General features: G+C 61.3%; 20 protein-coding genes. 7 read left to right on the top strand and 13 right to left on the bottom strand.

Annotated features, from left to right (window positions below):
* Window positions 1-2 precede the first annotated feature (2 nt).
* From PYH37_RS15325 to PYH37_RS15305, 5 genes are all read right to left on the bottom strand, one after another.
* Window positions 3-383 (bottom strand): cupin domain-containing protein, encoded by a 381-nt coding sequence (locus PYH37_RS15325; RefSeq protein ID WP_280735778.1) that lies wholly within the window; start codon window positions 381-383, stop codon window positions 3-5.
* Between the two features lie 50 nt (window positions 384-433).
* On the bottom strand, window positions 434-1348 hold the full coding sequence (locus PYH37_RS15320) for an AraC family transcriptional regulator (protein ID WP_425336143.1): 915 nt from the start codon (window positions 1346-1348) through the stop codon (window positions 434-436).
* A 154-nt stretch (window positions 1349-1502) separates the two neighbouring features.
* Window positions 1503-3668, bottom strand: a complete 2166-nt coding sequence (glyS, locus tag PYH37_RS15315) for a glycine--tRNA ligase subunit beta (RefSeq protein WP_280735776.1) — start codon at window positions 3666-3668, stop codon at window positions 1503-1505.
* A 91-nt stretch (window positions 3669-3759) separates the two neighbouring features.
* Window positions 3760-5694: a DUF2207 domain-containing protein gene (locus PYH37_RS15310; RefSeq protein WP_280735775.1), complete on the bottom strand. Its 1935-nt coding sequence runs from the start codon at window positions 5692-5694 to the stop codon at window positions 3760-3762.
* 21 nt (window positions 5695-5715) lie between these two features.
* Entirely contained in the window at window positions 5716-6264 is a 549-nt protein-coding gene (locus PYH37_RS15305) for a LemA family protein (protein WP_280735774.1), read from the bottom strand.
* 249 nt (window positions 6265-6513) lie between these two features.
* Between PYH37_RS15305 and PYH37_RS15300 the strand changes: the two genes are divergently transcribed.
* Window positions 6514-6798: a hypothetical protein gene (locus PYH37_RS15300; RefSeq protein WP_280735773.1), complete on the top strand. Its 285-nt coding sequence runs from the start codon at window positions 6514-6516 to the stop codon at window positions 6796-6798.
* On the opposite strand, the gene PYH37_RS15295 is transcribed toward PYH37_RS15300, so the two are convergent.
* The 5 genes from PYH37_RS15295 to PYH37_RS15275 all read right to left on the bottom strand — a co-directional run bounded on the left by PYH37_RS15295 (window position 6799) and on the right by PYH37_RS15275 (window position 10196).
* Window positions 6799-7761 carry a glycine--tRNA ligase subunit alpha gene (locus tag PYH37_RS15295; RefSeq protein ID WP_280735772.1) on the bottom strand — a complete coding sequence of 321 codons (963 nt, stop codon included), beginning with the start codon at window positions 7759-7761 and terminating at the stop codon, window positions 6799-6801. It abuts the gene before it with no gap.
* A gap of 104 nt (window positions 7762-7865) precedes the next feature.
* A complete protein-coding gene (locus PYH37_RS15290; RefSeq protein ID WP_280735771.1) occupies window positions 7866-8060 on the bottom strand; it encodes a hypothetical protein in 195 nt (64 codons plus the stop codon).
* Between the two features lie 143 nt (window positions 8061-8203).
* The gene (locus PYH37_RS15285; RefSeq protein WP_280735770.1) at window positions 8204-9070 is read right to left on the bottom strand and encodes a S49 family peptidase; all 867 of its coding nucleotides are present in this window, start codon (window positions 9068-9070) and stop codon (window positions 8204-8206) included.
* A 78-nt stretch (window positions 9071-9148) separates the two neighbouring features.
* Entirely contained in the window at window positions 9149-9922 is a 774-nt protein-coding gene (locus PYH37_RS15280; protein ID WP_280735769.1) for a tRNA1(Val) (adenine(37)-N6)-methyltransferase, read from the bottom strand.
* Window positions 9923-9974: 52 nt separating this feature from the next.
* Entirely contained in the window at window positions 9975-10196 is a 222-nt protein-coding gene (locus PYH37_RS15275; RefSeq protein WP_280735768.1) for a putative signal transducing protein, read from the bottom strand.
* Between the two features lie 109 nt (window positions 10197-10305).
* On the opposite strand from PYH37_RS15275, the gene PYH37_RS15270 reads away from it, so the two are divergent.
* From PYH37_RS15270 to moaB, 4 genes are all read left to right on the top strand, one after another.
* Entirely contained in the window at window positions 10306-11322 is a 1017-nt protein-coding gene (locus PYH37_RS15270) for a polyprenyl synthetase family protein (protein WP_280735767.1), read from the top strand.
* Between the two features lie 160 nt (window positions 11323-11482).
* Window positions 11483-13315, top strand: coding sequence for a tetratricopeptide repeat protein (locus tag PYH37_RS15265; protein ID WP_280735766.1), 1833 nt, complete (start codon window positions 11483-11485; stop codon window positions 13313-13315).
* A 7-nt stretch (window positions 13316-13322) separates the two neighbouring features.
* Entirely contained in the window at window positions 13323-14234 is a 912-nt protein-coding gene (locus PYH37_RS15260) for a 4-(cytidine 5'-diphospho)-2-C-methyl-D-erythritol kinase (protein ID WP_280735765.1), read from the top strand.
* A gap of 5 nt (window positions 14235-14239) precedes the next feature.
* Window positions 14240-14782: a molybdenum cofactor biosynthesis protein B gene (moaB, locus tag PYH37_RS15255; RefSeq protein ID WP_280735764.1), complete on the top strand. Its 543-nt coding sequence runs from the start codon at window positions 14240-14242 to the stop codon at window positions 14780-14782.
* Window positions 14783-15053: 271 nt separating this feature from the next.
* Here the strand turns inward: moaB and PYH37_RS15250 are convergent, their stop codons facing one another.
* On the bottom strand, window positions 15054-15587 hold the full coding sequence (locus PYH37_RS15250) for a glycosyltransferase family protein (RefSeq protein WP_280735763.1): 534 nt from the start codon (window positions 15585-15587) through the stop codon (window positions 15054-15056).
* 187 nt (window positions 15588-15774) lie between these two features.
* On the opposite strand from PYH37_RS15250, the gene PYH37_RS15245 reads away from it, so the two are divergent.
* A complete protein-coding gene (locus PYH37_RS15245) occupies window positions 15775-16932 on the top strand; it encodes a PA0069 family radical SAM protein (protein WP_280735762.1) in 1158 nt (385 codons plus the stop codon).
* Between the two features lie 236 nt (window positions 16933-17168).
* Window positions 17169-17819 carry a ribonuclease HII gene (locus tag PYH37_RS15240; protein WP_280735761.1) on the top strand — a complete coding sequence of 217 codons (651 nt, stop codon included), beginning with the start codon at window positions 17169-17171 and terminating at the stop codon, window positions 17817-17819.
* 244 nt (window positions 17820-18063) lie between these two features.
* Here the strand turns inward: PYH37_RS15240 and PYH37_RS15235 are convergent, their stop codons facing one another.
* Both PYH37_RS15235 and PYH37_RS15230 read right to left on the bottom strand, forming a co-directional pair.
* Window positions 18064-18549, bottom strand: coding sequence for a F0F1 ATP synthase subunit B (locus PYH37_RS15235; protein ID WP_280735760.1), 486 nt, complete (start codon window positions 18547-18549; stop codon window positions 18064-18066).
* A 13-nt stretch (window positions 18550-18562) separates the two neighbouring features.
* Entirely contained in the window at window positions 18563-19180 is a 618-nt protein-coding gene (locus PYH37_RS15230) for a F0F1 ATP synthase subunit B (protein ID WP_280735759.1), read from the bottom strand.
* Window positions 19181-19202: the final 22 nt, after the last annotated feature.

The raw sequence follows: 19202 nt of genomic DNA, 5'->3' as shown, positions 1-19202 counted from the left end.
GCTCAGATCCAGACGTCGTTACGAGCGGTGCGCTCGCCACCCGCATGGCCGGTGTTCAGAACGCCGCGCGGCTCGATGAGCAGCATCTTCACTTCGCTCGCCGCATAGGGCTTGTGCTCGACGCCCTTCGCCACGATGTACATTTCGCCCGGACCAATCGTCACCGCGCCATCGCGGAAATCGATCCGAAGCGTGCCCTCCAGAACGATGAAGGCCTCGTCCGTTTCCGGATGATCATGCCAAACGAAATCGCCTTCGATGCGAACGATCTTGAACTGATAGTCATTGAGTTCGGCGATCACGCGCGGCTGCCATCGGTCGGTGAACTGCGCCAGCTTGTCGCCGAAATTGATTGGAGCATAGGTGCGCTTGGGCATGTCCATTGCCGTTTCCTCCTGTCATTTTTCGCGGAGGATATGGCGGTTCAGGCGATTTATCTTGAACGATCGTGAAGACGGGCAATTGGCCCGTTTCGCAATTCCAGGTCGACCGGCGAACTGCCCGTCATACGCAACCAGCGCCCGGGCGGAACGCCGAAAGCCTTCTTGAAATGGCGGCTCATATGCGCCTGGTCGGCAAAGCCGGCATCAAGCGCGGCCTCGGCAGCGGGTGCTCCCCGCCGTAGGTCGGCCTTCACGGCCTCGAGACGCCGCTGCACCAAATAGCGATAGGGGCTTGTGCCGAACAATCGGCGGAAGTCGCGGCTGAGATTCCAGCGATCCCGACCGCTGATCGCCTCGAGCGTCTCCAACGTTACGATACCCTCGGGCAAATCATGGAGATAAAGGCGGGCCCTTTCGGCGGCGCGATAGTCAAGCGCTCCTCCCCTCTTCGGAGGTTCACCGGCCGCCGCTTCGAGCGCGTGCGCAAGTTCGAAGAGACCGTCGTCGAACTCCAGCATCTCGATCCGCGCTTCCGTCGCCGGAAGCAATGAGCGAACCGCGGTAAAGAGGCGCGGATCGGAGGAAATGCCGTCCTTGATGAAGGGCAAGGGACGGCCGCCAAGGACGTCCTGTATCGCAGCCGGTTCGATATAGACCATACGGTAACGAAAGCCATCGTCGCCACCGGCGCGGCCATCATGCAACTCATCAGGATGCAGCACCATCGTTTTGCCGGGAAGGCTCGAACGGTCGGCTCCGCGATAGCGGAAACTCTGAACGCCGGAGAGCGTCTGGCCGATCGCATAGGTATCGTGCCGGTGCGGCTCATAGGCACGCCCGGCAAAGAACGCTTCGATGCGCTCGAACGGGACGGCATCGTCGGCCACGGCTATCCAATCGCCATGCCTCTCAAGGGCCGGAGGGTCGATGACACCTGCGCCTGCGCTCGGATTGCCGCTCGTCATAATAAAGGAGATAGGACAGTTCTCCCCGGTTGTCGACGGAAAGCGGCCGTCCGCCCTCGCGAGCGGATGGCTCTACAGCGCCGTGCGTCTTTTCTCCTTAAATCGGCTCCGATTTAAGGAGATCATGCAGTAGCCACAAGGCTGATCGCGCTTGCTATCCCGCGATCTTCGAGAAATCCGCAACCTCGCCGGTCGCCGTGCGGATGAGCCCCAGCAGCGCCAGGCGGTTGGCGCGAATCGCCGCATCCTCGTCATTGACGAGCACGTCATTGAAGAACTCGTCGACCGGCTCGCGCAGTCTGGAGAGCGCCTCCATGGCCGAGCGGAAATCCTCCTTGACGATGGCTTCGCGCGCGTCGCCGGAGGCGATCTTGATGGAGGCGTGAAGTGTCCTTTCGGCATCGAGCCTGAACAGCTTCTCGTCCACTAAAGCGGCGACTTCCGTGCCCTTCTTCTCCTCGGCGGCGAGGATCTGCGTGGCGCGTTTGGTGCCTGCCAGGAGATTCTTGCCCTCCTCCGCCGTGATGAAGGCCGTCAGCGCCTCGACGCGTCGTGCAATCATCAACAGATCGTCGGCTTCCGGCGTCAGCACCGCGTCTATCAGGTCGTAGCGCGCTCCGAGATCGCGCAGATAGACCTTTAGGCGATCGTGGAAGAAGGCCAGAAGGTCTGCGGAAATGTCGCCGGCCACATCGGCCCGCTTCGCCTTAAGGCCCGCCAGAGCGATATTGAAGAGCGGCAGGAGCGGCAAGCGCGCCTTGCCTTCGAGAATGAGCCGGATCACGCCGAGCGCAGCGCGGCGCAGCGCGTAAGGGTCCTTCGAGCCAGTCGGCTTTTCGTCGATCGCCCAGAAGCCGACGAGCATGTCGAGCTTGTCAGCAAGCGCGACCGTCACCGATACCGGTTCGGTCGGCACACGGTCTGAGGGGCCCTGTGGCTTATAGTGATCCTCGATCGCGTTGGCGACTGCGGCGCTCTCTCCCTGCAGCACCGCATATTTATGGCCCATGATGCCCTGAAGCTCAGGAAACTCGCCGACGGCTTCGGTGCGCAGATCTGCTTTTGCGAGCACGACCGCACGATCAACCAGCGCGGCATCTGCATCGGTAACCTTGGCGAGTTCAGCGGCCAAGGAACGGATGCGGGCGACCCGTTCGCCCTGCGTCCCGAGTTTGGCGTGGAAGGTTACGTTCAACGCGTCGAGCTTCGCCATCCGCTGGTCGAGCGGCTTCTTTAGGTCCAATCCGAACTTCTCGGCCGATGACCTCAAAGTGTCGAGATCCGGCAGATCGCCCTGGTCACGCTTCCAGAAGTGTGCCGCATCCGAAAGACGCGCGCGCACGACCTTGCCGTTGCCGTGGACGATTTCCTTGCCGCTATCCTTGGCCTCGATATTCGAAACGAGAATGAATTTGTTCGAGAGCGTCTCGGCACCCGGCCGCCGCGTGACGAAACATTTCTGGTTGGTCTTGATCGTCAACCGGATGATTTCAGACGGAATTTCGAGATAACTTTCCTCGAAGCTCCCCATCAGCACCTGCGGCCATTCGACCAGTCCCGACACTTCTTCGAGCAGAGCTTCGTCCTCGACAAGTTCCAGTCCGCTGGCGAAGGCCACGTTGTGGGCATCGGCGGCGATGATCTGCTTGCGGCGCTCGGCGTCGATCACGACCTTCGCCCTTTCGAGCTTGTCGGCATAGTCGGCGAAGCGGCGAACGGTGATCGCCTCCGGCGCATGGAAGCGATGGCCGTAAGTGACGTTTCCGGCAACGATGCCGTCGACCTCGAAGGGAATCACCCTCGTTTCGTCGGTCTCCGGACCGAAGGTGCAGACGATCGATTGCAGCGGCCGCACCCAGCGCAGGCTTCCCGGTTTGGCCGAGGCGGCACCGGAGCGCATCGATTTCGGCCAGGGGAAATTGCCGATGATCGCCGGCATCACCTCGGCAACGATCTCCTCCGCCGGCCGGCCGGGCTTGAGAATGTGGGCGACGTAAAAATCGCCCTTCTTCGGGTCGCGGTGCACATGCGCTTCGCTGATGGAGGAAAGGCCAGCGCCACGCAGAAAGCCCTCAATCGCCTTTTCGTTTGCGTCGGTACGCGGTCCCTTGCGTTCTTCACGGATATCGGCGGAGCGTGCGTTCAGGCCACGAATATCGAGCGTCAGCCGACGGGGCGTCCAGTATTCGCGCGCGCCTTCATAGGTCAGGCCCGCCTCGACCAACGCGTCCGTCAGAAGCTTCTTCAGGTCGCCCGCCGCCTTGCGCTGCATGCGGGCGGGAATTTCTTCGGAGCGCAGTTCGATAAGAAGATCGGGCATGGACGTACGACTTTGTTCCTGTTCCGGACGGTTGCGGCGGACTTAGCAAGCTCTGGCGAAAATGTCATCAAGTGCGGCGAGGAAATTGAGCCTACCAGCCGCCGCCGCCGCCCCCACCACCGCCGCCGCCGGAAAAACCTCCGCCGGAAGAAAAACCCGATGATGAACTCTTGGGGGGCGGCGGCAGCGAAGCCGTCATGGTATCGGCCATGGAACCGGCAAAACCGCCGATCCTGTCGCTGAAGGAACCTGGCCCGAAATCGTCGCCGTGGTACCAGCCCGGCGCGTAGGCGGCCGCGCCAGCGGCGACAGCCGCCACCAGCCAGCGATCGAAGGCCTCTGTCCAGGGCTTTTCCACACCCAGCGCAACGGCATAGGGCAGAAGCGTCTCGAAATGCCGAGGCGACATTTCCGGTGCGCCCTGCATGTTCATCCGGTCCTTCTCGGCGAGCGTCATATATTGCCGAAGCCCATCGATGCCATCCATCATGCGCGTGCCAAGCGGCGTCGGAGCGCCCATCAAATAGAAAAAAAGCACGTTGATCAGGACGATGCCGCCGATCGCGAAGAGAAGCGGCAGTTCATCGAGTTCAGTCGCCGAGAAAATGACGACCGCGAGAATGCTGGAAATGATCGTGAAAAGCACGAAGCCGATGAAGGCGAGCACCACGACAGACAGAATCCGGCGCGCGAGGCTCGATCCGCGCCGGAAAGACTTGCCGAACGCTACCGCAAAGATCGAAACGAAAAAGGCGATGAGGACCGGCACGATCACAAGCGGAATGCTGTCCTCGCTGAGGTCGCCGAAGATGAAAAGCGCAGCGAGTGCGATGAGCGAGAGCAACACGCCGCCGATGATACAGCCGATGTTGGCACGGTAATATTTGCCGCGATGTTCCCGCTCTATAGAACTGCGAAAACCGGCCCCCGCCGCCTCGACCTTCTTGCCGTTTGCCCGGTCGACCGTGAGCTTGCCGCCGGCGGCGGCAACCGCCTTCATCAGTGCCGCCTCGCCGGCCGGCAGTTTCTCTCCGCCGCCCTTGCCCGTCGCGGCGATAACGATGGCGTGCTTCAAATCCTCAAGGACGATATGTCCCTTGACGGCTAGATTGAGCGCTGCGGCGGAGAATGCCGTCCAGCCCTGTCCGGAGAAGCCCTTATTGTCGATATAATTAACGAGCGCCGGCGAAATGCCATCAGGGGCGTCCCAGCGCGGCACCATGACCCCGCGGGCCGGATCGCGGCCGACGCGAACCCAAGCGCGTCCATAATAAAGCGTGACGACGATCAGGCCGGCGCCGGCGATGACGAGGGCCATGTGGTCGCGCAACCACCAGATATTCTGTTGCGACGCGTTCGGCCGATCGATGCTGCCCTTCGGCAGCTTGATCGCGATGGTCAGTCCCTCCTGCGGATGCAGCCTGCGCGTTGTCGCGAAGAAGAGCTCGTCTCCCTCCTCCACCGCCCGCGCATCCTTGCCCGTGGCACCATAGCTGCCGGTGAAGACGTTGAGGGCTTGGGCCTTTATCCCTTCCGGCAAGTTCACAGTCGCCGTCGCTTCCTCGATCGGAAAAGCCCATTCGGTTCCGGTCACATTCCAGTAGAGTTCGTCATGATCGGCGAAGAAGCGTATCTGCCGGCCGGTCTCGTAGGTGATCTGGAAGGTATGCTCGCCGCGCGGCAGGAAGACATCCGCCTTCCCGGTATAGATTCGGATACCGCCGCCAATCGATTCCGTACGGTACTCTTCGTCTTCACCATCGCGTTCGACCGACACGAGACGGAAATCCACCCTGCTCCGATGGCCGTTCGCATCGAGGAAGGTTAAAGGGAAATCACGATAGATGCCGCGCCGGATCTGACTACCTTCGACATTGGCGGTGATCGTCTCGGTGACCGAGAGCGTGCCGTCCTTGGCGACGTCAATGACCGAATGAAAGGAAGAGATTATTTCTTCCGCCGACACGCTCATTGGCGAAGCAAGAATGAGAAGAACGAGCGCAAGCGCCGCGGAAAGCCGCCTCATCGCCATTTCCTTTTCCGGCCGTCAGAATTTGACCGACGGCACCGCGCGATCGGCCTCATTGGCGATCTCGAAATAACCGGCCTTGGCAAAGCGGAAGACATTGGCGATCAGATTGGACGGAAAGCTCTCGACCTTGACGTTAAGATCGCGGGCCGCACCGTTATAATAGCGGCGCGACATCTGGATCTCCCCTTCGATCGTCTCCAGCGAACCTTGGAGCTCCGCGAAATTCTCGTTGGCCTTCAGATCCGGATAGGCTTCGGCGAGCGCGAAGAGCCGTCCAAGCGCCTGCGAGAGTGCACCCTCAACAGCCGCCCGGCCGGCGACGTCGCCCTCCGGCACCGCCTGCGCCCGGTTGCGTAGCGCGACAACCTCCTCGAGCGTCGATTTCTCGTGGGCCGCGTAGCCTTTTACCGTCTCGATCAAATTGGGGATGAGATCGGCGCGCCGCTTCAATTGCACGTCGATGCCGGACCAAGCCTCTTCGGCGACCTGCCGCGCCTTGACGAGACCGTTGTAGACGAAAACCAGATAAAGGATCACGGCGACGCCGATTGCCAGTCCGATCATGAAAACCCCTCTCTTGAGAACCCGCCGGAGATTAGCACCGGCTTTGCAGCTTCAAAGGCATTTCTGCACCAATCCCGCAGCCGATCACAAGTTTGCAGGATCGCCGTTCGGACAGGCTCGCGCTGAAAGCTTTGCGGGAACGGTCATGCGCTCGGCCGAGGTCTTCGGCTGTTCCGCCGGTAACCGCGGAGCGGCTGTTGATGGGCGATAGTCAAAGCATCGAACAACCGCAGCACCGAAGACAAGACCATGACGTCACTCGCAACTCTCATCAACGCCATCGCCTTCGCGGCTCTCTTCACCGCCCATGCGAGCGCAGTACCCATCGAGCGGCCGAGCGGAGTCCGGCGCGCTCTGCAAATCTATGCGGGCGAGTTGTCGAGCGGCGCATCTCTGAGGGTGGAGCCGATGTGGCGGCTCGATGGGAGCGAGTTGTTCTGCCTGCAACACGGCGCCTCGTCTTCCGACGCGCGGCCCTCAGCAAATCGGCCCACCACCTTGCCATGCGGACGGAAAATCCGCCTGGTCTCGTGATCAGGCCGCTTCCTTGTTCCAGTTGGCGCCACCGGCATCGGTCAGCAGGAAGGCCTCGCCGCAGGCTTTCGCCAGCGTTCGCACGCGCAGGATGTAGCTCTGACGCTCCGTCACGGAAATCACGCCGCGGGCATCCAACAGATTGAAGACGTGGCTTGCCTTGATGCACTGGTCATAGGCGGGAAAGACGCATTTGTGCAGGCGGTTGTTGCTGGCATCACCGGGCGCACCGGCGGCAAGCAGCGCAAGGCACTCCTTCTCAGCGTCTATGAAATGCTGATGAAGCATCGCGGTATTGGCATATTCGAAATTGTGCCGGGAATATTCCTGCTCGGCCTGCAGGAACACATCGCCATAGCTGATCTTCTCGGCGCCTTCGCGGCCGTTGAAGTTCAGGTCATAGACATTGTCGACGCCCTGTACATACATGGCCAGCCGCTCGAGGCCATAGGTCAGTTCACCGGAAACCGGCGAGCACTCGATGCCGCAGACCTGCTGGAAATAGGTGAACTGCGAGACTTCCATGCCATCGCACCAGCATTCCCAGCCAAGACCCCATGCGCCGAGCGTCGGGCTTTCCCAGTCGTCCTCGACGAAGCGGATGTCATGCAGAAGCGGATCGAGGCCGATCGCCTCGAGCGAGCCGAGATAGAGCTCCTGCAGATTGGACGGGTTCGGCTTCAGAATAACCTGATACTGATAATAGTGCTGAAGCCGGTTCGGGTTCTCTCCATAGCGGCCGTCGGTCGGACGGCGCGACGGCTGGACATAGGCCGCACGCCAGGGCTTCGGTCCGAGCGCGCGCAGGGTGGTCGCGGGATGGAATGTGCCGGCGCCGACTTCCATGTCGTACGGCTGAAGCACGGCGCAGCCCTTGTCGGCCCAGTAGTTGTGCAGCATCAGGATCAGAGCCTGAAAAGAACGCTTCGGGTTCAAATGGTCCGGGAGGGATGCGCTGCTCATAAGATCACGTCCGAATTCTTCAAAATTTGCGGGACAGGTGCCATGTCGCACGTGAAGGGTCAAGCGTCTTGCCCGATCCTCCTTCCGTCCTGGTGGATCGGCTATCATTCCTCGTCATCGCGTTTCAGTCGGTATTCTCCCGTCTTCGGATCCTTGACTAGCGTTCCATTGGCGCCGGTCTCTTTCTCGCGACGCAAACGCTCACGCTGACGCGTCAGCTTCTCGGCGTCAGCAATGAACTTGCGGTATCCGATCCAGGCGACGAGACCGATGATGAGGAGCAGGATGATCTGCAGCATGGTTCCTCCTCTGCATGCTTCCTCGGCCATGCTCAAGAGGAGATGCAGCGCTTCAAAGTGTTACAGCGGCCTTGCGCGCCTGACCAGATGCGGCGTGATCGCGGCCTGAAAACAAGACGGGCATCGGCGGAAAAACTGCCGGTTCAAAGCCCGAAGCGCGCCCACAGCGCTCTTTCCTCGATCGCTTCGACAAGACCGGCCGCCGCTGATGCCGCGAAGGGCGCGGCAATCGCCGCCGCTACCGCCGCACCGGGTTGGCGCCGGCCGAAAAGGCTGCGTGCCGGCTGGATCAGTTCGAGGCGAGCCCTTGTTCCGTACCGTTTCTTTACTTCGCCGCGCATGTCGCCGAGACCGTCAATGAGGCCGAGTTCCTGACCGCGCCGCCCCGTCCAGAAAAGACCGGAGAAAATATCGGGATGATCGGCAAGCAGCGATCCGCGCCGGGCCTTGACCATCTGGATAAACGTGTCGTGGATTTCGAGTTGCAGACCCTTTAGAAACTCGACATCTCTTTCTTTTTCCGGCTGGAACGGGTCGAGCACGACCTTGTTTTCTCCAGCCGTATACACCCGCCGCTCGACGCCGATCTTTTTCAGCAGTTCCGGAAAGCCGAAACCGCCGGAGACCACGCCGATCGAGCCGACAATCGAAGTTGGGTCGGCGATGATCTCGTCGCCGGCAAGCGCAATCATGTAGCCACCGGAGGCTGCCACATCCTCGACGAAGATCAGGACGCGCTTCTTCTTCTCTTCCGCGAGATCGCGGATGCGCTGGTAGATCAGGCGGGACTGCACCGGCGAGCCGCCGGGCGAATTGATAGAAATGGCGACGGCCGGAGCGTCCGTGGCCGAGAAGGCCTTTTCAAGGAGCGGGGCGACGGTCGCAAGATTGAGAACCGGACGCAACTGGCCGCCGCCGGCCATGATAGCGCCATGCAGCCGGATTGCCGGGATGGTCACCCCGTCCCTGCGAAAACGCTTCGGCACCAGCCTTTTCAAGAACCCGGCCATTTCAACTCCTGTCCGACACGACTTTATCACTGCATGTATGCACTGCCGCCGCAAACGCAATGCCACACTTACCGTTAATCATCGGCGCCGATAGGCGGCGCGGCCGTTGTTGAGATCATCCACCTCCGGAGAAAAGTGATGCGTTCCCTCGCCGTGCATGATCAGCGGCGCGCGGAGCGTCAATCGCTTGCGGCTCTGCTTGATCGCGGTCACCAGAATCCGTACGGCGTTTTCGCCGGCGCGCGGCAAAAGCGGCGTTATCTCGATCCCGCCGAAGCGCCGGCCGCAGGCCATGACGATCTCGGCAATCGATTCCGGTCGTGCGATCAAAGACAATTGTCCCCCCGGCTTCATGATCGCCCCCGCCGTCTTGATCCAGGTCTCGAAGAGGCCTTCGCTCATCGCGTGGGCTTCTTCCTTGAGGGAGTCCGGCGTCCGGCGGTCGGCGGCATCGTTGAAAGGCGGGTTCATGATCACGTGATCGAAAGTCTCATCCGGCAGGCCGGCGGCCGCGCGCGCCTTGCCGTTCAGCGAAACGTCCGCTTCAAGTACGGCAATCCTTGAGGCAAAGCGGGCGTTCTCCGGCAAGGCGAGGCTGCGGCGGGCAAAGCTCGCCATGACCGCCGAACGCTCGACGAGCAGCACCTCGGCTCGTTCCAGACGCGAGGCGACCGCCATTCCCGCCGCGCCGGCGCCCGCGCCGAGATCGGCGACGCGGCAGGGGCCATCGCAGGAAACGAGAGAGGCAACCAACATCGCGTCCATGCCGGAACGGTGGCCCCGACCGCTCGGCTGGACCAGATGGAATCTGCCACGGTGGAACGCGTCCACCGTTTCGGACGTCACAGTCATGATATGGCTCGTCTTGCCCACGTGTCGCAGCCGCCTCGCGCAATCATTGAGATCACGGCCGCAATTCCTTCTCGAGACCCGCATCGACAAGGATGCGCCGGGCTGCCTCCGCATCATCTTCTGCGACCAGAAAACGGCGCGGCAGGAGCCCGAGCGAGCCTTCGAGGATGCTCATGTCCCGATCGGCGATGAGGCAGGCAATGCCGGCATCCTTCATCAGGCTCTCCGCAAAAGAGAGAAGCACGGCGTCGTTGGTGCGGATCAGTTCCTTCATACGGCTCGGTTTTCCTGTTTCAATTTCCATGAGGCGGAGCAATTCGCCTCTTGCCGCCCGATTGCCCTCTTTCTATTGTCGAAACCGCAACGAAACAGGAGTCCGGGCGTTGGGCGTAGTGATACCGCTGGAAGACAATAAAAACAAACAGGCGTCTGTGAAGCCGCTCGTCGACCTCACTTTGTCCGATATGGAGCGGGTCAACCAGCTCATTCTCTCCAAAGCCGGCTCCGACGTGCAGATGATCCCGGAGGTCGCCAATCACCTGATCTCCTCGGGTGGCAAGCGCCTGCGGCCGATGTTGACGCTCGCTGCCGCCTCGATGTTCGGTTACGAAGGCGATGCCCACATAAAGCTCGCCACCAGCGTCGAATTCATGCACACCGCAACCCTTCTGCACGACGACGTGGTCGATGAAAGCGATCTCAGGCGCGGCAAATCGACGGCGCGGACGATCTGGGGCAATCAGGCAAGCGTGCTCGTCGGAGACTTCCTGCTCGGGCAGGCATTCCGCATGATGGTCGACGTCGGCTCGCTCGACGCGCTCGACGTGCTTTCGACTGCAGCCTCGGTGATCGCCGAAGGCGAGGTCCTGCAGCTTTCCGTCGCCAAGAACATGGAAACGACCGAAGACGATTATCTGCAGGTCATCCGTGCCAAAACCGCCGCGCTCTTCGCAGCAGCCTCCGAGGTCGGCCCGATCGTTGCGGCAACGAGCAAGTCCAACCGCAATGCGCTGAAATCCTATGGCATGAATCTCGGTCTGGCCTTCCAGTTGGTCGACGACGTCCTCGACTACGGCGGCTCGTCGAGGGACCTCGGCAAAAATGTCGGTGACGACTTCCGAGAGGGCAAGATCACGCTGCCGGTTATTCTCTCCTACCGCCGCGGCACTCCAGAGGATCGTGCCTTCTGGCGCGAAGCGATCGAAGGCGGCGTCAGCAGTGCAGCAAACCTCGAGAAGGCGCTCGGCCTTATCCGCCGCTATGGCGGACTGACCGACACGATCGCACGGGCCCAGCATTACGGCACGATTGCGCGGGATGCACTCGCCCCGCTGCCGGCCTCTCCATGGAAGTCGGCGCTAGTCGAGGTGATCGATTTCTGCATTGATCGCGTGAGCTGAACGCCGGACCGCGGATTGATACTCCCCGGAGGAATTTCTTGCCGCGTTGCGCCAAAAAAGCCATTCTATTCTTCAAGACTTGTGTCCGGCAACTTCCGATGATTCCGGAACAACCAGCGATGGAACGGCGGGCCGGACCACTGGCAATGAAAGGTTTGATATGCGGCAAAATACACTCCTTCGCCTCCTCAGCGGCGCGGCAATGCTGGTCCTTGCATCGGTGACCGGCGGCCTGCAGGCCTTCGCTGAAGAAAAGGCGGCTGTCGAGAACGCCGAGCCTTTCGACATAGGTTCCGTGAACACTTTTGCCGGCGCATTCCTTGCTGCTCGGACGGCCGATGTGGATCGTGACTTCGCAACGGCAACGGCGCTCTATCGGACTGCATTGCGGTTCGAGCCGAATAACAACGACGTCAAGCAGCGGCTGATGATCACGTTGCTGATGAGCGGCAAGTTTGACGAAGGCGCCAAGATCGCGGAGGAACTGAAAGCCGATCCGGCCGTCGAGAGGATCACCACGGTGGTCCGCGCGATCGAAGCGATCCGCAAGCGCGAATACCGCAGCGCCCAAAAGCTGCTCAAGTATGAAGGTCCAAACGATCTCGACCGGCTGATGAACAGTCTTCTGTCCGCCTGGGCGAAGTTCGGTCAAGGCAGGCCGAAGGAGGCCTTGGCGCAGATCAAGGCGCTCGAGGGGCCGGAATGGTTCCGCGTGTTCAAGAATTATCATGCCGGAGCGATCGCGCTTGCAGCCGGCGACAAGGCCACCGCGCGCGCCAGACTGAACGACGCCATTTTGGACCGCGAGGGCGGCAGCGCCGCCCCGGACACGTTCATGCGCTCCGTCGAGGCGCTGGCGCGTTTCGAAGCCCGCGAGGGCAACAGGCAGAAGGCGCTGGACACGATTTCGGTCGGCGAAGGCCTGGTCAACAACTATACGCCGCTGGAAGCGCTAAGAAAGAGCATCGAAGAAGGCAAACCGCAAGAGCAGCAGGTGCGCACCGCCGTGCAGGGCGCCGCCGCCGTACTTTTCTCCATCGGCGGCGCACTCAACCGCGAGGGCGCGGAAGACATTGTGTCGCTTTATTTGCAAACGGCGCGCCGGCTTGATCCGGAAAGCGCGGACATTCTCGTCATGCTTGGCGGCATTGCGGAAACCCTGAAGAAGCCCGACGAGGCAATCGCTCTCTACAAGAGCGTTCCGGAAGACTCGCCGATGCGCCGCCTCTCGGAACTTCAACTCGGCCTCAGCCTCGCCAGCATCGGCAAGGTCGACGAGGCGAAGAAGCATCTGAAGGCACTGATCGACGTCGATCCGAAGAATATCCGCAATTATCTCGCCTATGGCAGCGTGCTCTCCGACGCCAAGGACTACAAGGAGATGGGCGACGTTTATGATCGGGCGGTGGCAGCGATCGGCCCCGTGCCGAAACGCAGCGATTGGACGGTGTTCTTCCAGCGCGGCATCGCCTATGAACGGCAGAAGATGTGGGATAAGGCAGAGCCGAATTTCCGCAAGGCGCTGGAGCTCAATCCGGACCAGCCGCAGGTTCTGAACTATCTCGGCTATTCCTGGGTCGACATGAACAAGAACCTCGAAGAGGGCCTCGACATGATCCGTAAGGCTGTCGAGCTCAAGCCCGACGACGGCTACATCGTCGATTCGCTCGGATGGGCCTATTTCCGAATGAACCGCTTCGACGAGGCGGTCAGGGAGCTGGAGCGCGCCGCCGAACTTTTGGCCGGCGATGCGACGATCAACGATCACCTGGGCGACGCCTACTGGCGGGTCGGCCGCAAGCTCGAAGCGGTGTTCCAGTGGAACCAAACTTTGGAACTCAAGCCCGAGGAAGCGGAAATTCCGAAGATCAAGGCGAAGATCGAAAACGGTCTGCCGCCGCTCAAGGAACGGGTTCCGGCCGCGGCGGACGCCAAGGACAAGCTGCCGAAGAAGGCTGGTCCCGCGACTGCGACGCCGGGCAAAAAGTCCTGATAACAATATGCAGGCAGAGGGAATTCCGGGTTTCGCATTGACCTATGCGGCGCCCGCCAAGATCAATCTGGCGCTGCATGTCGTCGGACAACGTGCCGACGGCCATCATCTTCTCGAAAGCCTGGTCACTTTTACCGATTTCGGTGACCGGATCGGTCTGGCACCCGCTGATATCGACCGTTTTACCGTTTCGGGCCGCTTTTCACAGGATTTGCCGCTTTCTGCGGATGACAGGCGCGGCAACCTCGTTCTTCGCGCCCGCGACCTGCTGCGCCGGGGGCTGACGGCGGAGGGCCGTGCGACAAGCCCCGTCCATCTCCACCTCGAAAAAAACCTGCCTATCGCATCGGGCGTCGGCGGCGGCTCGGCGGATGCGGCCGCGACGCTTCGTGGGCTATTGACCTTCTGGGGTGCATCAATGACGCCGGCGAGGCTCAAGAGCCTCGCCCTCGAGCTCGGAGCCGACGTACCGATGTGCCTCGACGGCGGACCGCTGCTTGCAAAGGGCATCGGCGAGGAGACTACCCCCATTCCGCGCCTTCCATCCTTTCCAATCATCCTTGTCAATCCGCGCGTCGCGGTTTCGACGCCGGTGATCTTTCGGATGCTGGTCGAGAAGACGAATTCGCCGCTTGCCCTCCCGCGGAGCGCAAGAACGCGTGCGGAATGGATCGCGGCGATGGCCAACATGCGCAACGATCTGGAACCGCCTGCGCGAGCTCTTGAGCCGGTGATCGGGGATGTCTCGGGCGCATTGAAAGCCGCCGGTGCGAGGCTCGTTCGAATGTCCGGCTCAGGCGCCACTTGCTTCGGGTTATTCGACAGCGACGACGACGCAGAACGCGCCGCTGAGGGCATTTCCGCTGCTCATACGGGATGGTACGTTGTCGCCGCTCGAACGGTAGGGAAAGAAGGATAACGCCAATGCCCGGGATCAACGAAACACGTGCCTTTATTCCGGTGGGTATTGCGGTTCTTACCGTCTCCGATACGCGAACGCCGGCGGACGACAGGTCCGGCGACACGCTCGAGGCGCGGATACGCGAGGCCGGTCATCGGCTCGCAGCGCGCGCGATCGTTCCCGACGATCGGCAGAAGATTTATGATCAGGTGAAAACCTGGACGCTGGACGATGCCATCGACGTGATCATTACCACCGGCGGCACTGGTTTCACCGGCCGCGACGTGACGCCGGAAGCGCTGGAGCCGCTTTTCGAAAAGCGCATGGATGGATTTTCCGAAGTGTTTCACCGGATCTCCTATGAGAAGATCGGCACCTCGACGATCCAATCACGGGCAACCGGCGGCGTCGCCAACGCCACATTCATCTTCGTCCTGCCCGGATCGCCGGGTGCCTGCAGGGATGCCTGGGACGGAATCCTGAAGCAGCAGCTCGACTACAGGCACATGCCCTGCAACTTCGTAGAGATCATGCCGCGGCTGGACGAACATCTGAAGCGGGGCTGACGACCCACATGTTCCCTTTGGAACAGCCTTCCACAGATAAATGCTGTATGTTCCTCCTCGTCAGCCAAGCGCGAAGCGGCAGAGGCAAATCACCAGACCACTTCGAGCGAAGCGAAGACGCCTCCTTCCGGACCATCCAACCGGGGGGTCCACGTAGCTATACGACATGGTGCCCACAAAACGACGTGGAGCATCCATAGCAAAAGATTTCCCAGAAAAGTTTATTTGAGGGTCGCTTCGGGGGTGCCGCAAGGCACGCCCCATCTTGCGGTCAGGCTTGCTCGACCGATCGATTGCCTGCAGCGACCCAGGCCGGAACGAGCTCGGTGGCAAGCTTGCGCACGGCCCGACCGCTGGCGATGTCGCTCAGTCGCATGTTGGCGCGCGCGACCGCAACCGCATCCCTTTTTCGCATCAAAAAGCCGGCCTCAAGCGGTGGCGTCTTGCGTGACAGGCGTTTGAGAAACGAGCGTTTGTGCATACGCGACGGAGAAAACCGTGCCGGACTCTTGTTGAGCGATACGTATTCCGCGAGTTCATCCACCCAGCGTCCGACGGGGCGAGCGCCCGGCTCCAGCAGCATCAGCCACTCGCCGCGCGCCGAGCGAAGAATATCGCCGAGATCCCAATCGAGGCAGAAGCGGCAGCCGGCCGCATCGGCAACGCGCACCGAACCGTCGCTCGACCCGTGATCGAGGATGATGACGTCGCTGACAAGTCCCTCCACCGCGCCGGCAACAAGCGCCGAGAGCGTCTGGGCCAGCTCCGCTTCGTTATCCCGTGTCTCCATGATAATCGTCAGCATAATCGTTCCTAGCGTATTGCCCGGCCAAATGCCACAACCCTTTGGGCGGCAAGCCCCTTCGGCCATCTCTCCTTCTTCGACGTTCTGCGCCGCACCATGTTTTGTTCTTGCTTTGTTCTCGTTCCTGGGATAGGAAAATAATCAGGACGAAACGGAATCAAGTGTGCGGTTCCTGGGAGATTTTCCGATGAGCGAGCTGTCTCAACTCAAGCAAGGTGCTTTTGCGCCCGGCAATACCGCAGACATGGCCGAAGCGATCGTCAAGGGAAGTGGCGTCAGGATTGAGATCGACCGCCGCCGTGGGCGTGGCGCCGGCCTCAACATGTCGGGACGCTTCGAGCCCACAACGCGTGAAGTCTTCGATGATGGTTGGCAAAGCATCGAGGAACTGCCGCCGTTCAAGACCGAAGTTCAGGTCGAGAAGCCGAAGGCCATCATAACGCGCAATGAGTCTCCGGATATTTCCTTCGATCGTTCGATCAATCCCTATCGCGGCTGCGAGCATGGTTGCATCTATTGTTTCGCCCGACCAACCCACGCCTATATGGGGCTCTCGGCCGGTCTCGACTTCGAATCCAAGCTCTTTGCCAAGCCGGATGCGCCACGCCTGCTGGAGCGTGAACTTGCAAGGCCTGACTACAAGGTTCGTCCGATCGCGATAGGCACCAATACGGATCCCTATCAGCCGATCGAGAAGGAGTGGCGGATCATGCGCCAGATTCTCGAAATCCTGAAGGCGGCCAACCATCCGGTGATGATCGTCACGAAATCGGCCCTGGTGACGCGCGATATCGACCTTCTTGCCCCAATGGCGGAAAAAGGACTGGCGCGGGTCGGCATTTCGGTGACGACGCTCGACCGAAAACTCGCGCGGACCATGGAACCGCGGGCGTCGACGCCGGCCAAGAGGCTCGAGGCCATTCGAGCAATCTCGGAAGCAGGCATTCCGGCCGGCGTATTGGTTGCCCCGATCATTCCCGCATTGAACGACCACGAGATCGAGCGCGTCCTCGACTCAGCCAAGACGGCGGGCGCCTCGGAAGCGAGTTACGTGCTCTTGCGTCTGCCATTCGAAGTGAGCCCCCTTTTCCGGGACTGGCTCTTGAGGAACTATCCGGACCGCTACAGGCATGTCATGTCGCTCATCCGGTCCATGCGCGGCGGCAAGGACTATGACGCCGAATTCGGCAAGCGCATGAAGGGGGCAGGTCCCTATGCGTGGCAGATCGGCCGCCGCTTCGAACTCGCTGCCAAGCGACTTGGTCTCAATCTTACCCGGCGGCAATTGCGGAACGATATTTTTGTGCCTCCGCTTGGGATGGGCGTCCAACTGTCGCTGCTCTAGCGGGACGAGGAAGGCATCGGCGTTCCCCCAGGCGTCCGCTCTAATGAGCTTAATCTGATGCGTTGAGGATCAACGATACCCGGTGCAGGACTTGGACGTCCAGGAATGGTTTCATGCAAAATTCGACTCCGGTGCCCTCCCCTGCCTCTGGATGGCGCTGGTTTTCCTCCCGGTCACCGCCGCAATCGAACCGGGGGGCTTGAAGGGAATCGGGCGAATATGCGAGGGTCCCCCGCATGTCACGTCGCAAATCGCCCGATTCCCCCCTTTTTCCTCTCGAGCTGCCAGTTCCGGACTTCAGCTTCGAACTCGCCGCACGCCGAGACGGTTTTTGGCCGATCGCGGGCGCGGATGAAGCCGGACGCGGCCCGCTCGCTGGTCCGGTCGTTGCAGCCGCTGTCATTCTCGATCCCGATCTCATTCCGGCCGGACTGAACGACAGCAAGCTCTTGAGCGCGGAACAGCGCGAGGTCCTGTTCAAAGAGATCATGGCGACGGCGACGGTCTCGATCGCCTCATCCTCGGCCACGCATATCGACACCACCGATATTCTCAAGGCAAGTCTCGACGCCATGCGGCGCGCCATCGACGGCCTAGCGATCGCGGCACGTTTCGCGCTCATCGATGGCCGCGATGTTCCTCAGGGTCTTTCCTGCCATGCGAAGGCGATCGTCAAGGGCGATTCCCGATCCGCGTCGATCGCCGCCGCGTCCATCGTCGCCAAGGTTACCCGAGACCGGATGATGGCGCGCGCCGATGCCACCTTCCCCCTCTATGGTTTTGCCACGCATGTGGGCTATGCAACAGAGAAGCATCGCACTGCGATCGACAGCCACGGTCCCTGTTCCCTGCATCGCCTAACCTTTCGCCCGTTTCGGACGGCGTAACGCCGGCGCGCGAAAAGGCGCGCGTGCGATTCGCATGCAAGATAGCGGACCCAGGCCGCGGCCGCAGAACCTCATAAATTTTGCGGGAGCGTTTGCCGGGCGCAACCCGGTCGTGCCGCCTGCCGGCATGACGTCAAGGCGAGCAGGACGGCAGCCGCATATACTGCCCGGCACCAGACGTCACATCCCAATAAAAAAGCCCCGCCGAAGCGGAGCTCTCGAATTCGCAAGACCGGATCAAAACTTAAATGAGGCGGGTCTTGACCTCGCCGAGTGTCTTCTTGAAGAGCGCCTCTTGAGCGCTGGCATCGGTCTTGGTCGCCAGCACCTTCTCGGCCGCGCTGATCGCCAGGTCGACGGCAGCCGCACGCACCGCGTTGATCGCGTCGGTTTCGGCCTGCTTGATCTTCTGCTCGGAAAGCGCCGTGCGGCGCGTGACATATTCCTCGGTCTTCTGTTTGGCTTCCGCGGTCAGCATTTCGGCTTCGCGCTGCGCCGCAGCGACGATGCTGGCAGCTTCCGCTTCGGCATCCTTGCGCTTGCGCTGATATTCGGCGACCAGGCTCTGCGCCTCTTCGCGCAGGCGCTTGGCTTCCTTAAGCTCGTTGCCGATCTTGTCGGCACGCGCATCAAGCGCACTGGCAACCATGCCCGGAACCTTCAGATAGGCGATGAGGGCGAAGAAGAGGATCAGGCCGACGAGGGCGTAAAAAGTCGCATCAAGTGCCATGGTTGGTCGCTCCTCAGTTGCCTGCCGACGACTTGACCGCCGCGGCGATCTCGGTCTTGGTGACAGTCCCGCCGATCAGTTGCTTGACGACCGCGGCTGCCGTGTCCTCGGCGATCGCGCCGACGTCGGCAAGCGCCTTGGTCTTAATATCGGCGATGCGCGCCTCGGCCGTGGCGATCTTCTTCGCCAGCTCGGCTTCGACAGTGGCTCGTTCGGCGTTGGCCTTGCTTTTGACGGCCTCGCGGGCAGTGTCCGCTATCGAGTGGCCCTTGGCCTTGGCGTTTGCGAGTTCCTGCTCGTAGGCTGCGATGGCGGCGTCTGCCTCGCCCTTCAGGCGGGAGGCCTCATCGAGGTCCTGCGCGATTCGGTCATGGCGGGTTTCAAGAATTCCGCCGATGCGCGGAATGATGACCTTCGACATCAGGAGATAGAAAAGGCCGAACGTGATCGCGAGCCAGAGCAGCTGCGATGCGAAATGGGTCGAATCGAAGGGCGGGAAAACGCCGGAGCCAGCCTCGCCTTCGTGGGCCACACCCGTTTCGGTGTGCACCTCACCGGCCGCAGTGGCATCGTGTGTTTCGGCGCCTTCAGTGGGGGTCGACTGCTGGGCATAAGCCGCGGTCACAAACATGCTCACCTCCAAGGTGCAAGAA

It is taken from the genome of Sinorhizobium numidicum, assembly GCF_029892045.1.
Classification (GTDB): domain Bacteria; phylum Pseudomonadota; class Alphaproteobacteria; order Rhizobiales; family Rhizobiaceae; genus Sinorhizobium; species Sinorhizobium numidicum.
This window is presented reverse-complemented; position numbering and strand designations above follow the sequence as displayed.